The sequence below is a fragment of the Microvirga yunnanensis genome (genome assembly GCF_025460875.1).
The window spans coordinates 1-18,345 of sequence record NZ_JAMXFI010000066.1 but is presented as its reverse complement, the minus strand read 5'-3'; the positions used below and the strand labels follow the sequence as shown (position 1 = coordinate 18,345).

General features: G+C 67.6%; 13 protein-coding genes and 1 pseudogene. 11 read left to right on the top strand and 3 right to left on the bottom strand.

Annotated features, from left to right (window positions below; all coding sequences use genetic code 11):
* Nucleotides 1–234: 234 nt before the first annotated feature.
* Together NF876_RS26615 and NF876_RS26610 are read left to right on the top strand one after the other, a co-directional pair.
* The gene (locus tag NF876_RS26615) at nucleotides 235–2,502 is read left to right on the top strand and encodes a PAS domain S-box protein (protein WP_262271377.1); all 2,268 of its coding nucleotides are present in this window, start codon (nucleotides 235–237) and stop codon (nucleotides 2,500–2,502) included.
* Between the two features lie 365 nt (nucleotides 2,503–2,867).
* Nucleotides 2,868–5,291 (top strand): penicillin acylase family protein, encoded by a 2,424-nt coding sequence (locus NF876_RS26610; RefSeq protein ID WP_262271376.1) that lies wholly within the window; start codon nucleotides 2,868–2,870, stop codon nucleotides 5,289–5,291.
* A 110-nt stretch (nucleotides 5,292–5,401) separates the two neighbouring features.
* On the opposite strand, the pseudogene NF876_RS26605 reads toward NF876_RS26610, so the two are convergent.
* From NF876_RS26605 to NF876_RS26595, 3 genes and pseudogenes are all read right to left on the bottom strand, one after another.
* A pseudogene (locus NF876_RS26605) lies at nucleotides 5,402–6,737 on the bottom strand (PQQ-dependent sugar dehydrogenase); the annotation flags it as partial.
* Nucleotides 6,730–7,194, bottom strand: a complete 465-nt coding sequence (locus tag NF876_RS26600) for a DUF2231 domain-containing protein (RefSeq protein ID WP_262271374.1) — start codon at nucleotides 7,192–7,194, stop codon at nucleotides 6,730–6,732. The gene NF876_RS26600 and the pseudogene NF876_RS26605, both read right to left, overlap by 8 nt.
* Before the next feature lie 458 nt (nucleotides 7,195–7,652).
* Nucleotides 7,653–8,885 carry an argininosuccinate synthase gene (locus tag NF876_RS26595; protein ID WP_262271373.1) on the bottom strand — a complete coding sequence of 411 codons (1,233 nt, stop codon included), beginning with the start codon at nucleotides 8,883–8,885 and terminating at the stop codon, nucleotides 7,653–7,655.
* A gap of 224 nt (nucleotides 8,886–9,109) precedes the next feature.
* Between NF876_RS26595 and NF876_RS26590 the strand changes: the two genes are divergently transcribed.
* From NF876_RS26590 to NF876_RS26550, 9 genes are all read left to right on the top strand, one after another.
* A complete protein-coding gene (locus tag NF876_RS26590) occupies nucleotides 9,110–9,739 on the top strand; it encodes a 2-hydroxychromene-2-carboxylate isomerase (RefSeq protein WP_262271372.1) in 630 nt (209 codons plus the stop codon).
* 155 nt (nucleotides 9,740–9,894) lie between these two features.
* The gene (locus NF876_RS26585; RefSeq protein ID WP_262271399.1) at nucleotides 9,895–11,205 is read left to right on the top strand and encodes an MFS transporter; all 1,311 of its coding nucleotides are present in this window, start codon (nucleotides 9,895–9,897) and stop codon (nucleotides 11,203–11,205) included.
* Nucleotides 11,206–11,417: 212 nt separating this feature from the next.
* Nucleotides 11,418–12,653 (top strand): SMP-30/gluconolactonase/LRE family protein, encoded by a 1,236-nt coding sequence (locus tag NF876_RS26580; protein ID WP_373696722.1) that lies wholly within the window; start codon nucleotides 11,418–11,420, stop codon nucleotides 12,651–12,653.
* Nucleotides 12,654–12,978: 325 nt separating this feature from the next.
* Nucleotides 12,979–14,679 carry a 30S ribosomal protein S1 gene (gene rpsA, locus NF876_RS26575; RefSeq protein WP_262271371.1) on the top strand — a complete coding sequence of 567 codons (1,701 nt, stop codon included), beginning with the start codon at nucleotides 12,979–12,981 and terminating at the stop codon, nucleotides 14,677–14,679.
* A 382-nt stretch (nucleotides 14,680–15,061) separates the two neighbouring features.
* The gene (gene sppA / locus NF876_RS26570) at nucleotides 15,062–16,027 is read left to right on the top strand and encodes a signal peptide peptidase SppA (protein ID WP_262271370.1); all 966 of its coding nucleotides are present in this window, start codon (nucleotides 15,062–15,064) and stop codon (nucleotides 16,025–16,027) included.
* Nucleotides 16,028–16,053: 26 nt separating this feature from the next.
* The gene (ihfB, locus tag NF876_RS26565) at nucleotides 16,054–16,368 is read left to right on the top strand and encodes an integration host factor subunit beta (RefSeq protein WP_262271369.1); all 315 of its coding nucleotides are present in this window, start codon (nucleotides 16,054–16,056) and stop codon (nucleotides 16,366–16,368) included.
* Nucleotides 16,369–16,422: 54 nt separating this feature from the next.
* Nucleotides 16,423–16,776, top strand: a complete 354-nt coding sequence (locus NF876_RS26560; RefSeq protein WP_262271368.1) for a lipopolysaccharide assembly protein LapA domain-containing protein — start codon at nucleotides 16,423–16,425, stop codon at nucleotides 16,774–16,776.
* Nucleotides 16,777–16,785: 9 nt separating this feature from the next.
* The gene (lhpI, locus tag NF876_RS26555) at nucleotides 16,786–17,736 is read left to right on the top strand and encodes a bifunctional Delta(1)-pyrroline-2-carboxylate/Delta(1)-piperideine-2-carboxylate reductase (RefSeq protein ID WP_262271367.1); all 951 of its coding nucleotides are present in this window, start codon (nucleotides 16,786–16,788) and stop codon (nucleotides 17,734–17,736) included.
* Nucleotides 17,737–17,741: 5 nt separating this feature from the next.
* Nucleotides 17,742–18,345 (top strand): phosphoribosylanthranilate isomerase (locus tag NF876_RS26550; RefSeq protein ID WP_262271366.1); only part of this gene is annotated, 604 nt, incomplete at its 3' end.

The window sequence follows — 18,345 nt, the reverse complement described above, 5'->3', positions numbered from 1 at the left end:
CAGTGCGACGGCCTAAATGGCAGGGTATTCTCTGCTTCCCGAAAGTCGGCATGTCGGCCACCCCTATCTCGAACATTCCGCCCGCGCCCCCACTCCCGGCTTCCGTGCAAGCCAGGGTTCATGGCCGCGACGCCGGCGGACCCGGCACGGTCCTGTCCACCCGTCGTCGCCATCCCGACAGCTCCGCCAGACTTCACGACCGAAAGGCCGGGTCGTTTGCGACAGGCAGTCACGATGCACCATAAGCCGGCGCCCAATCTCGACTTCCTGAGCGGAGGCGGCGAGATGGGGGCTCTCATGCGGTCTCACGACTGGGCCGCTTCGCCCCTCGGTCAGCCGGAGCGCTGGCCGCAGAGCCTCCGGACCGTGGTGAGCCTGATGCTCACCTCCAAGTTTCCCATGTTCGTCGCCTGGGGGCCGCACCTCGCCTTCCTGTACAACGACGGCTACCGGCCCATCTTCGGGGCGAAGCATCCGCACGCCCTGGGTCTGCCTTTCCGGGAGGTATGGTCGGAAATCTGGCCCGATATCGAGCCGCTGGTCACCAAGGCGCTCGCCGGAGAGGCGACGTTCCACGAGGACCTGCACCTGGTGATGGAGCGCAACGGCTATCCGGAGGATACCTGGTACACCTTCTCCTACTCGCCCGTGCGCGACGAGACGGGCGGCATCGGGGGCATGTTCTGCGCCTGCACGGAGACGACCGGGGAGGTCAAGCTGCGGGCCACCTTGCGGGCGGAGCAGGAGCGGCTGCGCGAACTCTTCCGGAAGGCGCCCGGCTTCATGGCGATGCTGGGCGGGCGCGACCATGTCTTCGAGCTGGCGAACGACGCCTATCTTCAGCTCGTGGGCCACCGTCGCGACATTATCGGCAAGCCCGTCCGGGACGTCCTGCCCGAGGTGGCCGGCCAGGGCTTCTTCGAGCTGCTCGACAAGGTCTACGCGACGGGCGAGCCGTTCGTCGGACGCAACCTTCGGGTCGGCCTCCAGCGACACCCGGGAAGCCCCGTCGAGGACCGCTTCGTCGACCTGGTCTACCAGCCGATCACGGACCGCAACGGCAATGTCACGGGCATCTTCTCCGAGGGATACGACGTCACCGAGCGGGTCCAGGCGGAGGAAAGCGTCCGCGAGAGCGAGGCCCGGTTCCGCAATCTGGCCGACAACGCCCCGGTGATGGTCTGGGTGACGGAGCCGGACGGGGCCTGCTCCTACCTGTCCCGCTCCTGGTACGAGTTCACCGGCCAGTCGCCGGAGAACGGGCTCGGCTTCGGCTGGCTCGATGCGGTCCATCCGGACGACAGCGCCTGGTCGGGCGAGACGTTCCGGTCCGCCAATGCCCGGCAGGCGCCGTTCCAGCTCGAATACCGGCTCCGCCGGGCGGACGGGACCTATCGCTGGGCCATCGACACGGCCGCGCCGCGCATCGGCGAGGACGGCACCTTCCTGGGCTATGTAGGCTCGGTTCTCGACATCACCGAACGCAAGGAGATCGAGGAGCGCCTGCGGACGAGCGCGGCGGAGTTCCAGACCGTGACCAATGCGGCGCCCGCTCTGGTCTGGGTCGGGTCGGAGGACGGCCGCATCCTCTACATGAACGAGCGCTGGCACGAGTTCACCGGGCAGACCACCGAGGAGGCGCTCGGCTACGGCTGGGTCAGCGCGATGCACCCCGAGGATGCGGCGCGCATCCTGCCCTACTGGCAGCATTGCCGCGAAACGGGCGAGATCTACGAGGGCGAGGTGCGCTATCGCCGCCGGGACGGGGAGTACCGCTGGCACGCGTTCCGGGCCATGCCGCATCTCGACCCGGAGGGCGCCATCGCGAAATGGTTCGGCGTGAGCGTCGACATCCACGAGCGCAAGGAATGGGAGGAGCATCGGGAACTCCTCATCAACGAGCTGAACCACCGGGTGAAGAACACCCTGACCATCGTGCAGTCGATGGCCGCCCAGAGCCTGCGGCAGCTGAGCGAGGAGAGCCGCCCCAAGCTCCAGGCCTTCGAGGATCGCCTGTTCGCGCTCGCCCGCGCCCATGACGTGCTCACGCGCGAGAACTGGGAAGGCGCGGAGCTCCGGGAGATCATCGACGAGGTCGTCGAGCCCTATCTCCGGCAGAAGACGAAGCACCTCGACATCGAGGGCCCGCGCCTGCGCCTCATCCCGCGGACGGCCCTGGCCATCGCCATGGCGATCCACGAACTCGCCACCAACGCGGCCAAGTACGGCGCGCTCTCCGTCCCGTCGGGATGCGTTCACATCACCTGGACGGTCGAGCCGGGCGACGTTCCGCGCCTGGTGCTGCAATGGCAGGAGCGCGACGGCCCGCGCGTCACCGCTCCGACCCGCCGCGGCTTCGGCACGCGGCTGATCGAGCGGAGCCTGGCGCAGGACATCGGCGGGGACGTCCGGCTGACCTACGCGCCCACCGGCGTCGTCTGTGTGATGAACGTTCCGTTGACCGAGACGGGCGCGACGGCGGAGCTCCCTTCAGCCCATTGAGCAGTGAGGCCGGGCTTGGCCTTGCGGTCGTGAGGGGAGAGCGCCGTCGTCACGGGAACGTGGCGGCCATTCGCCACCGCGGTCATCTCCGGGCTTGTCTCGATGCGAGAGGCGGCTGGGCGAGAAGGTCAGGCGGGCGCCAAGGAGGCGCCAGCTCTCCGTCCGGCACGATGCTTTTCCCGCGTGCGCCAAGATAGCGTCGAGGCCCGGAGCGACAAGCTTCCCCATCCGGACATCTGCCCCGTCAGGAATGCAATTGTCCGCGGCCCGACAAAGGGCCGAGCATCGCGGGTGGCCGATTCCCGAACGCCACTCCGATCCTGGAGAACAAGGGAACGGTCGATGTCGCTCAAGGAGGAAACGCGATGGGAGCTTTGACCGGAACCGCACGCCTGATGCCGTATGTGGGCATTCTGCTCGCCAGCACGGCCATTCCGGCCTTCGCCGACATGTCGAGCGCCGTCCGGACCACGTCGCAGCAGGTGAAGGGCCTGCAGGCCCCGGCGGAAATCATCGTCGATCACTGGGGCATCCCGCACATCTACACGGCGAACCAGCACGACGCCTTCTTCATGCAGGGCTACAACGCGGCCCGCGACCGGCTCTGGCAGATCGACCTGTGGCGCAAGCGCGGGCTCGGCCTGCTCGCGAAGGATTTCGGCCCCGACTACGCGGAGCAGGACCGGGCCGCCCGCATGTTCCTCTACCGCGGCGACATGGACAAGGAATGGGCCGCCTACGGGCCCAACGCCAAGACCTACACGGAGGCCTTCGTCGAGGGCGTGAACGCCTTCGTCCAGGAGGTCCGTGACGGCACCCGGCCGGCGCCGGCGGAGTTCCGAATCGCCGGCACGCAGCCCGATCCGTGGAAGCCCGAGGACGTGGTCCGCATCCGCAGCCACGGCCTGACCCGCAACGTGGCCTCCGAGGTGCGGCGCGCGCAGGTCGCCTGCGCGGCCGGCCTCGATGCCGACCGCCTGCGCACCAAGTTCGAGCCCGAATGGCAGACCAAGGTCCCGGCGGGCCTCGACCCGTGCTTCATCCCCAAGGACGTGCTGAAGGATTACGAGCTCGGCACCAAGGACGTCTCGTTCGTGGCGCCGCAGAAGAAGGCCTCCCTCGACTCGCACGAGGATTTCCTCAACGAGGCCATGGCCAATATCGACCGGATCGGGTCGAACAACTGGGTCGTGGCGGGCTCCCGCACGGCCACGGGCCGGCCGATCCTGGCGAACGACCCGCACCGGGCCCACGGGGTGCCGTCCCTGCGCTACATCGTGCATCTGAACGCGCCCGGCATGTCGGTGATCGGGGCCGGCGAGCCGGCCCTCCCGGGCGTCTCCATCGGGCACAACGGCAAGATCGCCTTCGGGTTGACCATCTTCGCCATCGACCAGGAGGACCTCTACGTCTACGAGCTCAACCCGGCCAATGCCAACCAGTACAAGTTCCGCGACGGCTGGGAGGACATGAAGGTCGTGCGCGAGACCATCGAGGTGAAGGGCGAGCAGCCGCGCGATGTCGATCTGCTCTTCACGCGCCACGGGCCGGTTCTCTCGAAGGACGACGCCGGCCAGCGGGCCTTCGCCATGCGGTCGGTCTGGTTCGATCCCGGCACCTCGGCCTATTTCGGCTCGTCGGACTACATGACGGCCCAGAACTGGACCGGCTTCCTGGAGGCCATGAACCGCTGGGGCGCTCCGTCCGAAAACCAGGTCTATGCCGACACGGACGGCAATATCGGCTGGGTGCCGGGCGGCCTCACGCCGAGGCGCGTGAGCTATGACGGTCTCATGCCCGTGCCGGGCGACGGGCGCTACGAGTGGGAGGGGTTCATCCCCCTGTCCGACCTGCCCAAGGAGTACAACCCGGCCCAGGGTTTCTTCGCGACCGCCAACCAGAACAACCTGCCGCCGGATTACCCGGTCAACGAGCGCCGGATCGGCTTCGACCAATGGGCCGATCCGGCCCGGTTCGAGCGGATCACGGAGGTGCTGAAGGCGAAGCCGAAATTCACCCTGGCGGACGCCATGGACCTGCAGAACGACGACACGAGCATGCTCGGCCGCAGGCTCGTCGCGCTGGTGAAGCCGCTTCGCTCGGAGGACCCGAAGCAGCGGGCCGCGCTCGAGCTCCTGCAGGGCTGGGATGCCCGGGAGACCGCCGACAGCGCCGCCGCCGCCCTGTTCGAGGTCTGGACCAGCAAGCATCTCGGTCGCGCCACAGTGGCCGCGACCACGCCCGAGGCGGCCCGCGCCATCATCGGCAACGGCAGCCTCTCGGCGGTGGTCGACTACCTCGAGAAGCCCGACCAGGCCCTCGGGGCCGATCAGGCGACGGCCCGGGACAGGGTCCTGCTCCAGAGCCTCACGGCGGCGGCCGACGAGGTCGGCAAGCTTCTCGGCGACGACATGGCGCAGTGGAAGTGGGGCAACCTGCACCAGGCCGAGTTCAGTCACGCCCTGAAGCCGCTGGCCGACAAGGCCACCCAGGCGCAGATGACCGTCGGGCCGCTGGTGATGGGCGGCGGCAACAACGTGCCCCACGCGGCGGGCTACAGCACGTCCACGTTCAAGGTGACGTCCGGCGCCTCGTTCCGCATGGTGCTCGACGTGGGCAACTGGGACGCCAGCCGGGCGATCAACACGCCCGGCCAGTCGGGAGACCCCTACAGCCCTCATTACCGCGATCTCGCGCCCCTCTGGGCGACCGGCGATTACGTGCCGCTGGTCTATTCCCGCGAGGCGGTGGAGAAGGCCGCGAGCGAGCGCCTTCAGCTGACGCCCTGAGATTATTGCGGGAGGCGCTTGGGCTTTACGGCCCTGGAAAGGACCGGCGCGCAGCCGGTCCTTTTTTGCGGCGGTCCGTCCCGGCCGTTACTGGCTCGGAGCCGGGGCGCTCGCCGCCACGCGCCACACGACGTTGCCCGTGTCGTCGGCGACCAGGAGGGCGCCGGTGCCGTCGATGGCCACGCCCACCGGGCGGCCGCGGGCCTGATCGCCCTCGATGAACCCGGTGACCACGTCCTGCGCCTTGCCGGACGGCCGGCCGTTCTCGAACGGCACGTAGACCACCTTGTAGCCGTTGAAGGCCTGGCGGTTCCAGCTCCCGTGCTCGCCGATGAACGCTCCCCTCCGGTAGGGCTCCGGCAGGGTGGAGTTCATCGAGAAGGTCAGGCCGAGCGCCGCCACGTGACTCGAGAGCGCGTAGTCGGGCTTCACCGCCTTCTGCACCATGTCGGGACGGGGCGGGTGCACGCGCTCGTCCACGTGGTTGCCGTAATAGCTCCAGGGCCAGCCATAGAAGGCGTTCTCCTGCACGGAGGTCAGGTAGTCCGGCACGAGGTTGGGGCCGAGCTCGTCGCGTTCGTTCACCACCGTCCAGAGGATTCCGGTCTCGGGATGGAACGTCAACCCGTTGGGGTTGCGCAGGCCCGACGCGTAGACGCGGGACAGGCCGGTGGCGCGGTCCACCTGCCAGATGGCGGCCCGGCCCTTTTCGGCCTCGAGCCCGCGCTCGCCGGCATTCGAGTTGGAGCCGACCGACGCGTAGAGGAACCGTCCGTCCGGGCTCAGGGCCAGGTCCTTGGTCCAGTGATGGTTGATCGGCCCGCCGGGAAGCGGCGCCAGCACCCGGGGGGCGGCCGTGATCGCGGTCTCGCCGAGCCGGTAGGGATAGACCAGGATCGCGTCGGCGGCGGCCACATAGAGAATGTCCTCGTGCCAGACCACCCCGAAGGGCGAGTTCAGCCCCTTGAGCAGGTCGTGGCGCTCGTCGACCGTGCCGTCGCGGTTGGTGTCGCGCAACAGAGTGATCAGGTTGCTCTCCTTCTTCGGCCCGCCGCTGTCGCCCTTGGCGATCGCCATGATCCATTGCCGGATGTAGTCCTTGGGCCGCGACAGGGGCTTGCCCTCGGGCGCCCGCGACTGGACCACGAGCACGTCGCCGTTCGGCAGGGTGCGCACCAGGCGCGGGCTGACCAGGTCCTTCGCATAGGCCGTCACGGTCATCCCCTGCGGGGCCTTCGGCGCCTGTCCGTCCTTCCAGCCCACCACCTCGGCGACCTTCAGGTCGGGCATGAGCTCCGTGCTGGGCGCCGGCAGGACCGGATCGGGGCCGATCTGGCTCGCGACGTCGAAATTGCCGTTGCCGTCGTTGCAGCCGGCGAGCGCCAGGGCCAGGAGGCCCGTTCCCGCGAGCGCGGAGACGGGCCGGACGCGGAAGCGATCAGTCATAGGCGTGCTCTCCCAGGGCAGGTCCGTAGGCGAACGACGTGCTGAGCCAGAGCGTGACGAGCACGGCCAGCACCGTCAGGGCCGACAGGGTCAGCCCCCAGGGCATGACCGCGGTCCAGCCGTCGGCCGCATGGGCCAGGTTGTTGAAGAAGGCCAGGATCAGGACCACGAGGGTGCCGATGGCGGCGGGCCAGCCGAACCGCACGGCCCGGGTCCGGAACCGGACCAGATAATAGATCGCCCCGAACACGGCGGCCGCCACCCCGACCGTAATGCCCGCGAGCAGGAGCCAGGCGGAGAACTCCACCCATACCAGGTTCGACGTGCGCCAATAGGCGATGTCGGCGGCGAGCGCCAGGATGAAGCACGCGACGGGGAACGACGCCAGCAATCGCTGGATCATATGCCCGGCAACCGCCGCTCGCGACGGCCGGTACGGAACTTGGGGCGACGGCATCGGGCCTCTCTCGGACGATGGGACTTGATGTCTACGGCCGAGATTCCGTTAGGTTCCAGGTCTTCTCCGAAGGGCAGCCCCCGCCCTTCCTGCCACCTTCCCAGGTCATGGCCGGGCTTGTCCCGGCCATCCCGACCGGAAAGGTCCGGCGCTTCAATTCATCGGGATCACCGGGGCGAGCCCGGTGATGACGTGGAAGTGGTGTGAGCCGGTGATGACTTGGCACGGATGCGAGCCGCAGCCGCTCGACCCGGAGGACCGCCCCGGAGCCGATCGGACGCGGCACAGTGATCCAGGGCCCGTTCCGGCGGCCGGAGGGGTAAGGATCGCTCAGCACGCTCGGCCCCCTGGCGCGACGGGCTGCGACCATCCCGGCCAGAAGCCGAACGCTTTTCACGTTCAGGCCGGGATGGAATGCGTCGGTCTGCGGTGACGGCCGTGACCGACGCATGCATGGCTTACAGCCCGAGCTTCTTCTTGCGCTGCGCGAGCGTGCGCAGGCGCAGGGCATTGAGCTTGATGAAGCCGGCGGCGTCGCGGTGGTCGTAGGCGACGGCGCCTTCCTCGAAGGTGACGAGGTCCTGGTCGTAGAGCGTGTAGGGGCTCTGGCGGCCGATGAGGTGGACGCCGCCCTTGTAGAGCTTGAGCGTCACCTCGCCGGTGACGAATTCCTGGCTCTTGTCGATGAGGGCCTGGAGCATCTCGCGCTCGGGCGAGAACCAGAAGCCGTTATAGATGAGCTCGGCGTATTTCGGCATCAGCTCGTCCTTCAGGTGCGCGGCGCCGCGATCGAGGGTGATCGACTCGATGCCGCGATGGGCCAGGTGAAGGATCGTGCCGCCCGGGGTCTCGTACATGCCGCGGCTCTTCATGCCGACGAAGCGGTTCTCCACGAGGTCGAGGCGGCCGATGCCATTGATCTTGCCGAGTTCGTTGAGCTTCGCCAGCAGGTCGGCCGGGCCCATCGTCCGGCCGTCGATGGCGACGGGGTCGCCCTTCTCGAAGGCGATCTTGATCACGGTCGGCGTGTCGGGGGCGGTCTCCGGACCGTCGGTGCGCGAATAGACGTAGTCCGGCACTTCCATGGCCGGATCCTCCAGCACCTTGCCCTCCGAGGAGGCGTGCAGGAGGTTGGCGTCGACCGAGAACGGGGCCTCGCCGCGCTTGTCCTTGGCGATCGGGATCTGGTGCTGCTCGGCGAAGGCGATGAGCTGCTCGCGGGAGCGCAGGTCCCATTCGCGCCAGGGGGCGATCACGGTCACGTCGGGCTTCAGGGCGTAATAGCCGAGCTCGAAGCGCACCTGGTCGTTGCCCTTGCCGGTGGCCCCGTGAGCGACCGCGTCGGCCCCGACCCTCTCGGCGATCTCGATCTGCTTCTTGGCGATCAGCGGCCGGGCGATGGAGGTGCCGAGCAGGTACAGGCCCTCGTATTGGGCGTTGGCGCGGAACATCGGGAACACGTAATCGCGCACGAACTCGTCGCGCAGGTCCTCGATGAAGATGTTCTCGGGCTTGATGCCCAGGAGCTCGGCTTTCTTGCGGGCGGGCTCCAGCTCCTCGCCCTGGCCGAGATCGGCGGTGAAGGTCACCACCTCGCAGCCGTAGGTGGTCTGCAGCCACTTGAGGATGATGGAGGTGTCGAGGCCGCCCGAATAGGCGAGCACGACCTTGTTCACGCGCTTCTCAGCCATAGCAAAGGTTCCGATGATAAGGGTGCTCGCGACTTAGAACATCGGGCTTCAAAGGGGAAGCTTCTTGTTGGTCGAAGAAGGCGGTATGTGTCAGGTGCATTCCTGACCGGAAAGTCAGGCGCTGCCATAACTCCAGGGAATGCGATAGGCATCATGATGGAGCGAAGAACCGGCTTTGGGGCGGCTCGTTTCTTCCTCCAGGCATCCGGCAGTGAAAGGCGCCCATGATCCGTCAGCCGCAGCTCGAGTTCTGGTACGAATTCGCCTCCACCTATTCCTATCTCGCGGCCATGCGCATCGAGACGGCCGCCGCGGAGGCGGGCGTCGGGCTCCTGTGGCGCCCGTTCCTGCTCGGGCCCGTTTTCAAGGCGCAGGGGTTGGACACCTCCCCCTTCGCCGCCTATCCGGCCAAGGGGCGCTACATGTGGCGCGACATGGAGCGGGAGGCGGCCCGCTTCGGGCTGCCCTTCTACCGCCCCAAGACCTTCCCCCAGAACGGGCTTCTGGCCGCGCGGGTCGCGTTGGTCGGCGTCGAGCCCGGCTGGACGCCGGCCTTCACCAAGGCCGTGTACACGGCCGAGTTCGGCGAGTGCCGCGACATCGCCGATCCGGCCGTACTGGCGAGCCTCCTGAACGACCTCAACCTCGATGCCGAGGCGGTCCTGACGGAGGCGCAGGGCGAGACCAACAAGATGCGCCTGCGCCGGATGGGCGACGAGGTCCTGTCCCGCGGCCTCTTCGGGGCTCCGACCTTCTTCACCGAGGATGGGGAGATGTTCTGGGGCAACGACCGGCTCGAACAGGCTCTCGACTGGGCGGTCGCCCAGGCGCGGCGCTCGGACTGGCCGGTTTGACCCACGGTCGAGCTGGCTCTCTGTGGACCCCGACGGGATGAGGCCGCGGCGAGACGCCAATCGCCGGCCCCCGTCCGAAATCCTTGCATCCTCACCCACACGCCATGCGCTCCTCTCCCGGGAGCGCGTGTCCCCGTTGGAAAACAAGACGCATGATGTTGATGAAAAACACTGTCGCCGACCAGAAAGGCCGCCTCAAATCGATCCTCGGCGGATCGGCCGGCAACATGGTCGAGTGGTACGACTGGTACGTCTATTCCGCCTTCACGCTCTATTTCGCCCCGATCTTCTTTCCCAAGGGCGATCAGACCGCCCAGCTCCTGAACGCCGCCGCGGTCTTCGCGGTCGGGTTTCTCATGCGCCCCATCGGGGCCTGGATCATGGGCATCTATGCGGACCGGAAGGGCCGCAAGGCCGGCCTGACCCTGTCGGTGACGCTCATGTGCACGGGCTCGCTGATGATCGCCGTCACGCCCGGCTACGAGCGGATCGGCGTGTTCGCCCCGATCGTCCTGGTCCTGGCGCGCCTGCTCCAGGGCATCAGCGTCGGCGGCGAGTACGGGGCCAGCGCCACCTATCTCAGCGAGATGGCAGGCAGGAGCCGGCGCGGCTTCTTCTCGAGCTTCCAGTACGTGACGCTGATCTCGGGCCAGCTCATCGCGCTCGCCGTGCTGCTGATCCTGCAGCTCTTCCTGTCCGAGCAGCAGATCGAGACCTGGGGCTGGCGCATCCCGTTCTTCATCGGCGGCATCCTGGCCGTGCTCGTCTTCTATCTCCGCCGGGGCCTGGCCGAGACGGAATCCTACAAGAACGCGCAGGGCACGCAGGCCGAGGGCACGAAGGCGCCCCGCTCCAGCGGCCTGGCGCTGTTCACGAAGTACCCGCGCGAGGCCTTCACAGTGATCGCGCTCACCGCCGGCGGCACGCTCGCCTTCTATGCCTACACCACCTACCTGCAGAAGTTCCTGGTCAACACCTCGGGCTTCTCCCGCGAGGCGGCGAGCCAGATCACGGCCGCGGCCCTGTTCGTCTTCATGCTGCTGCAGCCGGCGGCCGGCGCCCTGTCGGACCGGATCGGCCGCAAGCCCCTGATGGTGGGCTTCGGCATCCTCGGCGTCCTGTTCACCTACCTGATCTTCTCGACGCTCGCCGGCACGAAGGACCCGTACATGGCCTTCGCCCTCAGCCTGGCGGCCCTCGTGATCGTCACCGGCTACACGTCGATCAACGCGGTGGTGAAGGCCGAGATGTTCCCGGCCCATATTCGGGCGCTCGGCGTCGCGCTGCCCTACGCCATCGCCAACACGGTCTTCGGCGGCACGGCCGAGTACGTGGCGCTGTGGTTCAAGCAGGCCGGGATCGAATACGGCTTCTTCTGGTACGTGACCGCCATGATCGCCGTCTCGCTCGTCGTCTACCTGCGCATGCGGGACACCCGCCAGCACAGCCTGATCCACGAGGATTGAGAAACGGCTCGCCGGCCTCGGCCGATCCATTCGCACCCCCGCTTCCCTGAAGCGGGGGTGATTGTTTCGGGCCCCGCCTGCCGCGGCGGGCCTGTCCGATCCCTCCTAAGGGCAGTTCCGGCGCGGCGGAAATATGAGATTCTAACCCCCAAGCGAGACTCGCGGTCGGGCTGACCCGTGGGCGACAAGAACGCCGACACAGGGAGGTATCCATGACTTCGCAACGCCATGCACCGGGCGGGAACCGCGCTGTCCTGTCCAGACGCAGTCTCATCACGGCCATGGGAGCAGGGGCCTTGGGAGCTGGGGCCTTGGGGGCGGGCTCCGGCCGCGCCCTGGCCCAGGCTCCCGCGCAGCCGCCCAGCACCGTGACCAATCCCCCGCGCGACTTCAGCCCCCGGGGCGCCCCCACCACCTATTTCACCGACCCGGACGTGATCACGGTCGATCCGCTCTTCAACCAATACGCCCAGCCCAACAGCGCCATCACCCGCCTGTGGACCGGAACGCTCTGGGCCGAGGGGCCGGCCTGGAACGCCCAGGGGCGCTATCTCGTGTGGAGCGACATCCCCAACAACCGCCAGATGCGCTGGCTGGAGGACGACGGCCGCGTGAGCGTGTTCCGCCTGCCGTCGAACAACTCCAACGGCAACAGCTTCGACTTCCAGGGCCGCCAGCTCTCCTGCGAGCACCTCACCCGGCGCGTCGTCCGCTACGAGCTCGACGGCTCCGTCACGGTGCTGGCCGATTCCTTCGAGGGCAAGCGCCTCAACTCGCCCAACGACGTGGTGGCCCACCCCGACGGCAGCTACTGGTTCACGGACCCGCCCTATGGCGGCCAGCTCTACGAGGGCGCGCCCGACGTGCAGGGCGGGCCGAGCAATGCGGGCGGGCGGCTCAACCCGAGGCTCGGCCAGGCGGCCGGCATCGGCACGGCCCGGCGCGAGCTGCCGACGAACTGCTACCGGATCGACCCGAGCGGCCGCGTCGACCTGGTGGTCACGGAGGACCAGGTTCCCGATCCGAACGGGCTGTGCTTCTCGCCCGACTACAAGCGGCTCTACGTGGCGAGCACGGGCAAGGGCCCGGGCGACACGGGGCCGGGCGGCAAGGGCGACATCCACGTCTTCGACGTGGGCACCGACAACCGGCTCTCCAACCGCCGGCTGTTCTCGGACTGCGTGATCGACGGGGTGAAATGCGGGCCCGACGGGCTGCGCTGCGACGTGGACGGCAATCTCTGGGCCTCGAGCAATGCCGGCCGGGCGGTCGGCTACAACGGGGTCACCGTCTGGACCCCGGAGGGCAAGCTCATCGGGCGCATCCGCCTGCCCGAGGTGTGCGGCAACATCTGCTTCGGCGGGCCCAAGCGCAACCGTCTGTTCATGGCCGCGAGCCAGTCGCTCTACGCGGTCTACGTGAACACGCAGGGGGGCGGGCCCGGCTGAGGAGCCGGGCCGCCGCCGCGGGATCCGCGCAAATCCTTGAAAGTCTTGTGATCCGGGGCCACATGGGATACAAGAACCCCCATCCGACAGGACATTGACGGTTTATCAAGCGTAGGGCGCGTGTTCCGCGCCCTTGTGGCGTCCCGAAAAGTCTTGACGGATCAAGCGTTTCCATCCGTCGATGATACGCCGGCCCGCTCAGGAGAGCGGCATGCCCTGGACATGGCCCTAAAAGGGGCGTCCTCGGGCAGCGGCGGCTGGAAACGGCCCGTTAACACGAGCCGCCGGCGTTGCCCCTTTGAACGAGGGCCATTCAGGAGAACCTATGTCTGCAGCTTTGCAACAGCCGAGCCGTGAAGATTTCGCGGCCCTGCTCGAAGAATCCTTCCGCACCTCCGAGATCAGCGAAGGCTCGGTCGTGAAGGGCAAGGTGGTCGCGATCGAAAAGGACGTCGCGGTCATCGATATCGGGGCCAAGACCGAAGGTCGCGTCGCCCTGAAGGAATTTGCCGGCCCGAACCGCGACCAGACGGTCAATGTCGGTGACGAGGTCGAGGTCTATGTCGAGCGCATCGAGAATGCGCTGGGCGAGGCCGTCATCTCCCGTGACAAGGCCCGCCGCGAAGAGTCGTGGGTGAAGCTCGAGAAGGCCTTCGAGGCCGGCGAGCGCGTCAACGGCACCATCTTCAACCAGGTCAAGGGCGGCTACACGGTCGATCTCGACGGCGCCGTGGCGTTCCTGCCCCGCTCGCAGGTCGATATCCGCCCGGTGCGCGACGTCACCCCGCTCATGGGCGTGGCTCAGCCGTTCCAGATCCTCAAGATGGATCGCCGCCGCGGCAACATCGTCGTGTCGCGCCGTACGGTTCTCGAGGAGAGCCGCGCCGAGCAGCGTTCCGAGCTCGTGGCCAACCTCGAAGAGGGTCAGGTCATCGACGGCGTGGTCAAGAACATCACCGAGTACGGTGCGTTCGTTGACCTCGGCGGCATCGACGGCCTGCTGCACGTCACCGACATGGCATGGCGCCGCGTCAATCATCCGTCCGAGGTCGTAACCATCGGCCAGACGGTGAAGGTGAAGATCATCAAGATCAACCACGAGACGCACCGCATCTCGCTGGGCATCAAGCAGCTGCTGGCCGATCCGTGGGAAGGCATCGCCGCCCGCTATCCGGTCGGCGCCAAGCTGAAGGGCCGCGTCACGAACATCACCGATTACGGTGCGTTCGTCGAGCTCGAGCCCGGCATCGAAGGCCTGATCCACGTCTCCGAGATGTCCTGGACGAAGAAGAACGTCCACCCGGGCAAGATCATCTCCACCTCTCAGGAGGTCGAGGTCGTGATCCTCGAGGTCGACCAGGTGAAGCGCCGCATCTCGCTGGGCCTGAAGCAGACGCTCCAGAACCCGTGGGAGGCCTTCGCCGAGAAGCACCCGGTCGGCACAGAGGTCGAAGGCGAGGTCAAGAACAAGACCGAATTCGGTCTGTTCATCGGTCTCGAGAACGACGTCGACGGCATGGTCCACCTCTCGGACCTCGACTGGAACCGTCCGGGCGAGCAGGTCATCGACGACTTCAAGAAGGGCGACGTCGTGCGCGCCCAGGTTCTCGACGTGGATGTCGAGAAGGAGCGCATCTCGCTCGGCATCAAGCAGCTTGCGGGCGATCCCTTCGCCGAAGCCGGCGAGATCAAGAAGGGCCAGATCGTCACCTGCGAGGTTCTCGAGGTGAAGGACGGCGGCCTGGAGGTGAAGATCGTCGACACCGACCTCACCACCTTCATCAAGCGCAACGAGCTCGCTCGTGACCGCGCCGACCAGCGCCCCGAGCGCTTCGCCCCCGGCGAGAAGCTCGATGCCCGCGTCACGCAGTTCGACCGCAAGGCCCGCCGCGTCACCGTCTCCATCAAGGCCCTCGAGGTCGCCGAGGAGAAGGAGGCCATGGCCCAGTACGGCTCGACCGATTCGGGCGCGTCGCTCGGCGACATCCTGGGTGCCGCCCTCAAGGCCCGCACCGACAAGAAGTAATCGGCCTCCGCACGTCGGAGACGGATGGATCCCCGGGCTGAAAAGCCCGGGGATTTTTTTGTTTGCGAGCTCAGCTCGACCTGGCATCACCGGCCTTGTGCCGGTGATCCCGATCCGGAAACCGCGGCGCTTCACGTCACCGGGATGGCCGGGACACGCCCGGCCATGACCAGGGAGGCGCCGGCCCGGGAGCTTGGGTCTGTCTTCGGGCCCGCTATCCCGAGCCGATTTTTGTTGGCCATCTCCCTTTCTGCCCTATCTGCTTGCGCGCGGAGGCATTTTCAGCCACGGCGGATTCACGTTCGCCACCTGGAAATTGCGTCCGAAGCGCTCTAGGGTGCTGCCCTTCTCATCCGACCTGGAACCAGCAAGAGACGAATCGATGTCCATCGATGCCGAAGCCATCGCCGACCGCCGCCGTCTGCGCCGCAAGCTGTCCTTCTGGCGCGTCGCCGGATTTTCCGGCCTGATCGCCGCCGTGGCCGCCCTCGGCTACGCCGCCGCGGACCGGGCGGGCTACGGGGCGATCCAGAGCCAGATCGCGCGGATCTCCGTCGACGGCGTGATCACCGGCAACCAGCGCCTGGCCGACCTGATGCAGCGCGTGGGCGATTCGAGCGCGGTCTCCGGCGTCGTGATCTCCATCAACAGCCCCGGCGGCACCACGACGGGCTCCGAGGAGCTCTACCGCAATATCCGCCGGCTCAGCGAGAAGAAGCCCGTGGTCACCTTCGTGGACGGCACGGCGGCGTCCGGCGGCTACATCACGGCGATCGCCACCGACTACATCGTCGCCCGCGAGACCTCGCTCGTCGGCTCCATCGGGGTGCTGTTCCAGTATCCCGACCTGTCCGGCCTCATGGGCCAGGTCGGCGTGAAGCTGGAGGAGGTGAAATCCTCGCCGCTCAAGGCGGAGCCGAGCCCGTTCAAGCCGACCTCGCCCGAGGCCCGCGCGGCCATGCAGGCGGTGGTCAACGACACCTATGACTGGTTCAAGGCTCTGGTGCGCGAGCGTCGCCGGCTCAACGAGGGCGAGCTGGCTGCGGCCTCCACCGGCCAGGTCTTCAGCGGCCGTCAGGGCGTGCCCATGAAGCTCGTCGACAGGATCGGCGGCGAGCGCGACGCGGTCGCCTGGCTGGAGCAGAACAAGGGTGTTGCCAAGGATCTGCCGATTCGCGACTGGAAGCCGAGCAGCGACCGGGATCTCTCCCTCTTCGCCATGAGCGCGACGGTTGCCGACCTCTTCGGATTCGAGCGCGTGGCCGAAACCTTACGCAGGACATCGTCCCATGCCGAGATTGCGCAACTTGACGGCCTCCTGGCTGTCTGGCAACCTTCGGAAAAATAAAGCAACGTCAAAGATATAGCCACTCCATGATCAAATCCGAACTGGTGCTCAAGATCGCCGAGCAGAACCCGCATCTCTATCAGCGCGACGTCGAGAAGATCGTGAACGCCATCCTCGATACGATCGCGGACGCGCTCGCCAGAGGCGATCGGGTCGAGCTGCGCGGCTTCGGTGCGTTCTCGGTGAAGAAGCGCGATGCCCGTACGGGCCGCAACCCGCGCACGGGTGCGGCCGTTTCCATCTCCGAAAAGGTCGTTCCCGTCTTCAAGACGGGCAAGGAAATGCGGCAGCGGCTCAATGCTCCGGCCCCGAAGGTGCTCAAGGCCGCGGCCGCGCAGTGAGCTCTGCCCACGGTCCTTGTCCATGATCCTTGAAGTCATTCCTGAGAGGTGTTCGTGATTCGCTTCCTGAAGGCGCTCATTCTCCTGCCGGTGGCCATCCTGGTCGTTCTGCTCGCGGTCGCGAACCGCGCGCCGGTCACGCTGTCGCTCGACCCGTTCTCGCAGGAGGCGCCGGAATTCGCCACGCAGCTGCCCCTGTTCGCCGTGATCTTCGCGGCCGTCATGCTCGGCGTGATCATCGGCGGCACCGCGAGCTGGCTCGCCCAGGGCAAGAACCGTCGCAAGGGACGTCAGTCGCGCCGCGAAGCGCGCCAGCTGCGCTATGAGGCCGAGCGCCTCAAGTCGCAGGGCGCTTCGGGCAACACGCTGCCGGCCACGGTGCCCTCGTCCCCCGGCCCCAGGTTCTAAGACAGTTCCATGCGCGTCGTATCCTCCGCCGAGATCGATCGGGTCCTGTCCTTTCCTGCCCTGATCGATGCCCTCGCCGAGGCCTTTCGCGGCGACATGGTGACGCCGGTGCGCCATCACCACGAGATCGAGCGGCCGGGCGCCCACGGCACGCTCCTGCTCATGCCGTCCTGGACCGGCCCCGCCATGCGGGACGGGTTCGTCGGCGTGAAGATCGTGTCGGTCTTTCCCGAGAACGGCGCCAGGGGCCTGCCCAGCGTGATGGGCTCCTATCTCCTGATGGACGGCGCCACCGGCGCGCCCGTCTCGGTGCTCGACGGAACCCGCCTGACGGTTTGGCGCACCGCCGCCGCCTCCGCGCTGGCGGCCCGCCATCTGGCGCGCCAGGATGCCGGCCGCATGGTGATGGTCGGGGCAGGCGCGCTCGCGCCGTTCCTGATCCGCGCCCATCTGAGCCAGCGCCCGATCCGCGAGGTGGCGCTCTGGAACCGCAACGACGCCAAGGCCAGGAGCCTTGCCGACGAGCTGGCCCGCGAGGGACTGCCCGTCACCGCCGTCACGGATCTGGAGGCCGCTGTGCGGCAGGCCGATCTCGTCTCCTGCGCGACGCTCTCGACCGCCCCGATCGTCAAGGGGGGCTGGCTGAAGCAGGGCGCGCATCTCGATCTCGTGGGCGCGTTCAACCTGAAGATGCGCGAGGCCGACGACGAGGCCCTGCGGCGTGCGCAGGTCTATATCGACACGCCGGCCGCCAAGACCGAGGGCGGCGACGTGGCCGTTGCGCTCCAGAGCGGCGCCATCGCTGAAAGCCACATCCGCGGCACCCTGGCGGATCTGTGCCGGAACGCGCCCCCTCGCGACCGCGAGGCCGTCACGGCGTTCAAATCCGTGGGTGCGGCGCTGGAGGATCTGGCTGCGGCGATGCTGGTGTGGCGCTCGCTGAAAAGCGTTGTAAAATAGCCCTTATGGATAACCTGATCAAAATCTGCGGGCTCTCCACGCCCGAAACCCTCGATGTCGCCCTCGGAGCAGGCGCCGACATGGTGGGCTTCGTGCGCTTCCCCAAGAGCCCCCGCCATGTCAGCCTGGATCTCGGGCACCGTCTCTCGATCCAGGCCCGTGGCCGCGCCCAGCGGGTGGTGCTGCTGGTCGATCCGACCGACGAGGCCATCGCGCAGGCCATCGAGGCGCTCAACCCCGACCTGATCCAGCTGCATGGCGGCGAGACGCCCGAGCGCGTCGCCGAGATCCGCTCGATGGTCAAACGGCCGGTCATGAAGGCGGTCGGCATCGCGCAGGCGTCGGATCTGCGGGCGCTTCACCCCTATGCCGGCGGCGTCGACCACATCCTGCTCGACGCCAAGCCGCCCCGCACGCCCGAGGCCCTGCCCGGCGGCAACGGGATCTCGTTCGACTGGCGGCTCCTGAACGGACTTGACCCCAGACTTTCCTTCATGCTGTCAGGAGGGCTCAACCCCGACAACGTGGCGGAGGCGATCCGGCTCACGAAGCCGCAGGCCGTCGACGTGTCGTCCGGGGTGGAAAGCGGTCCGGGCCTCAAGGATCCGG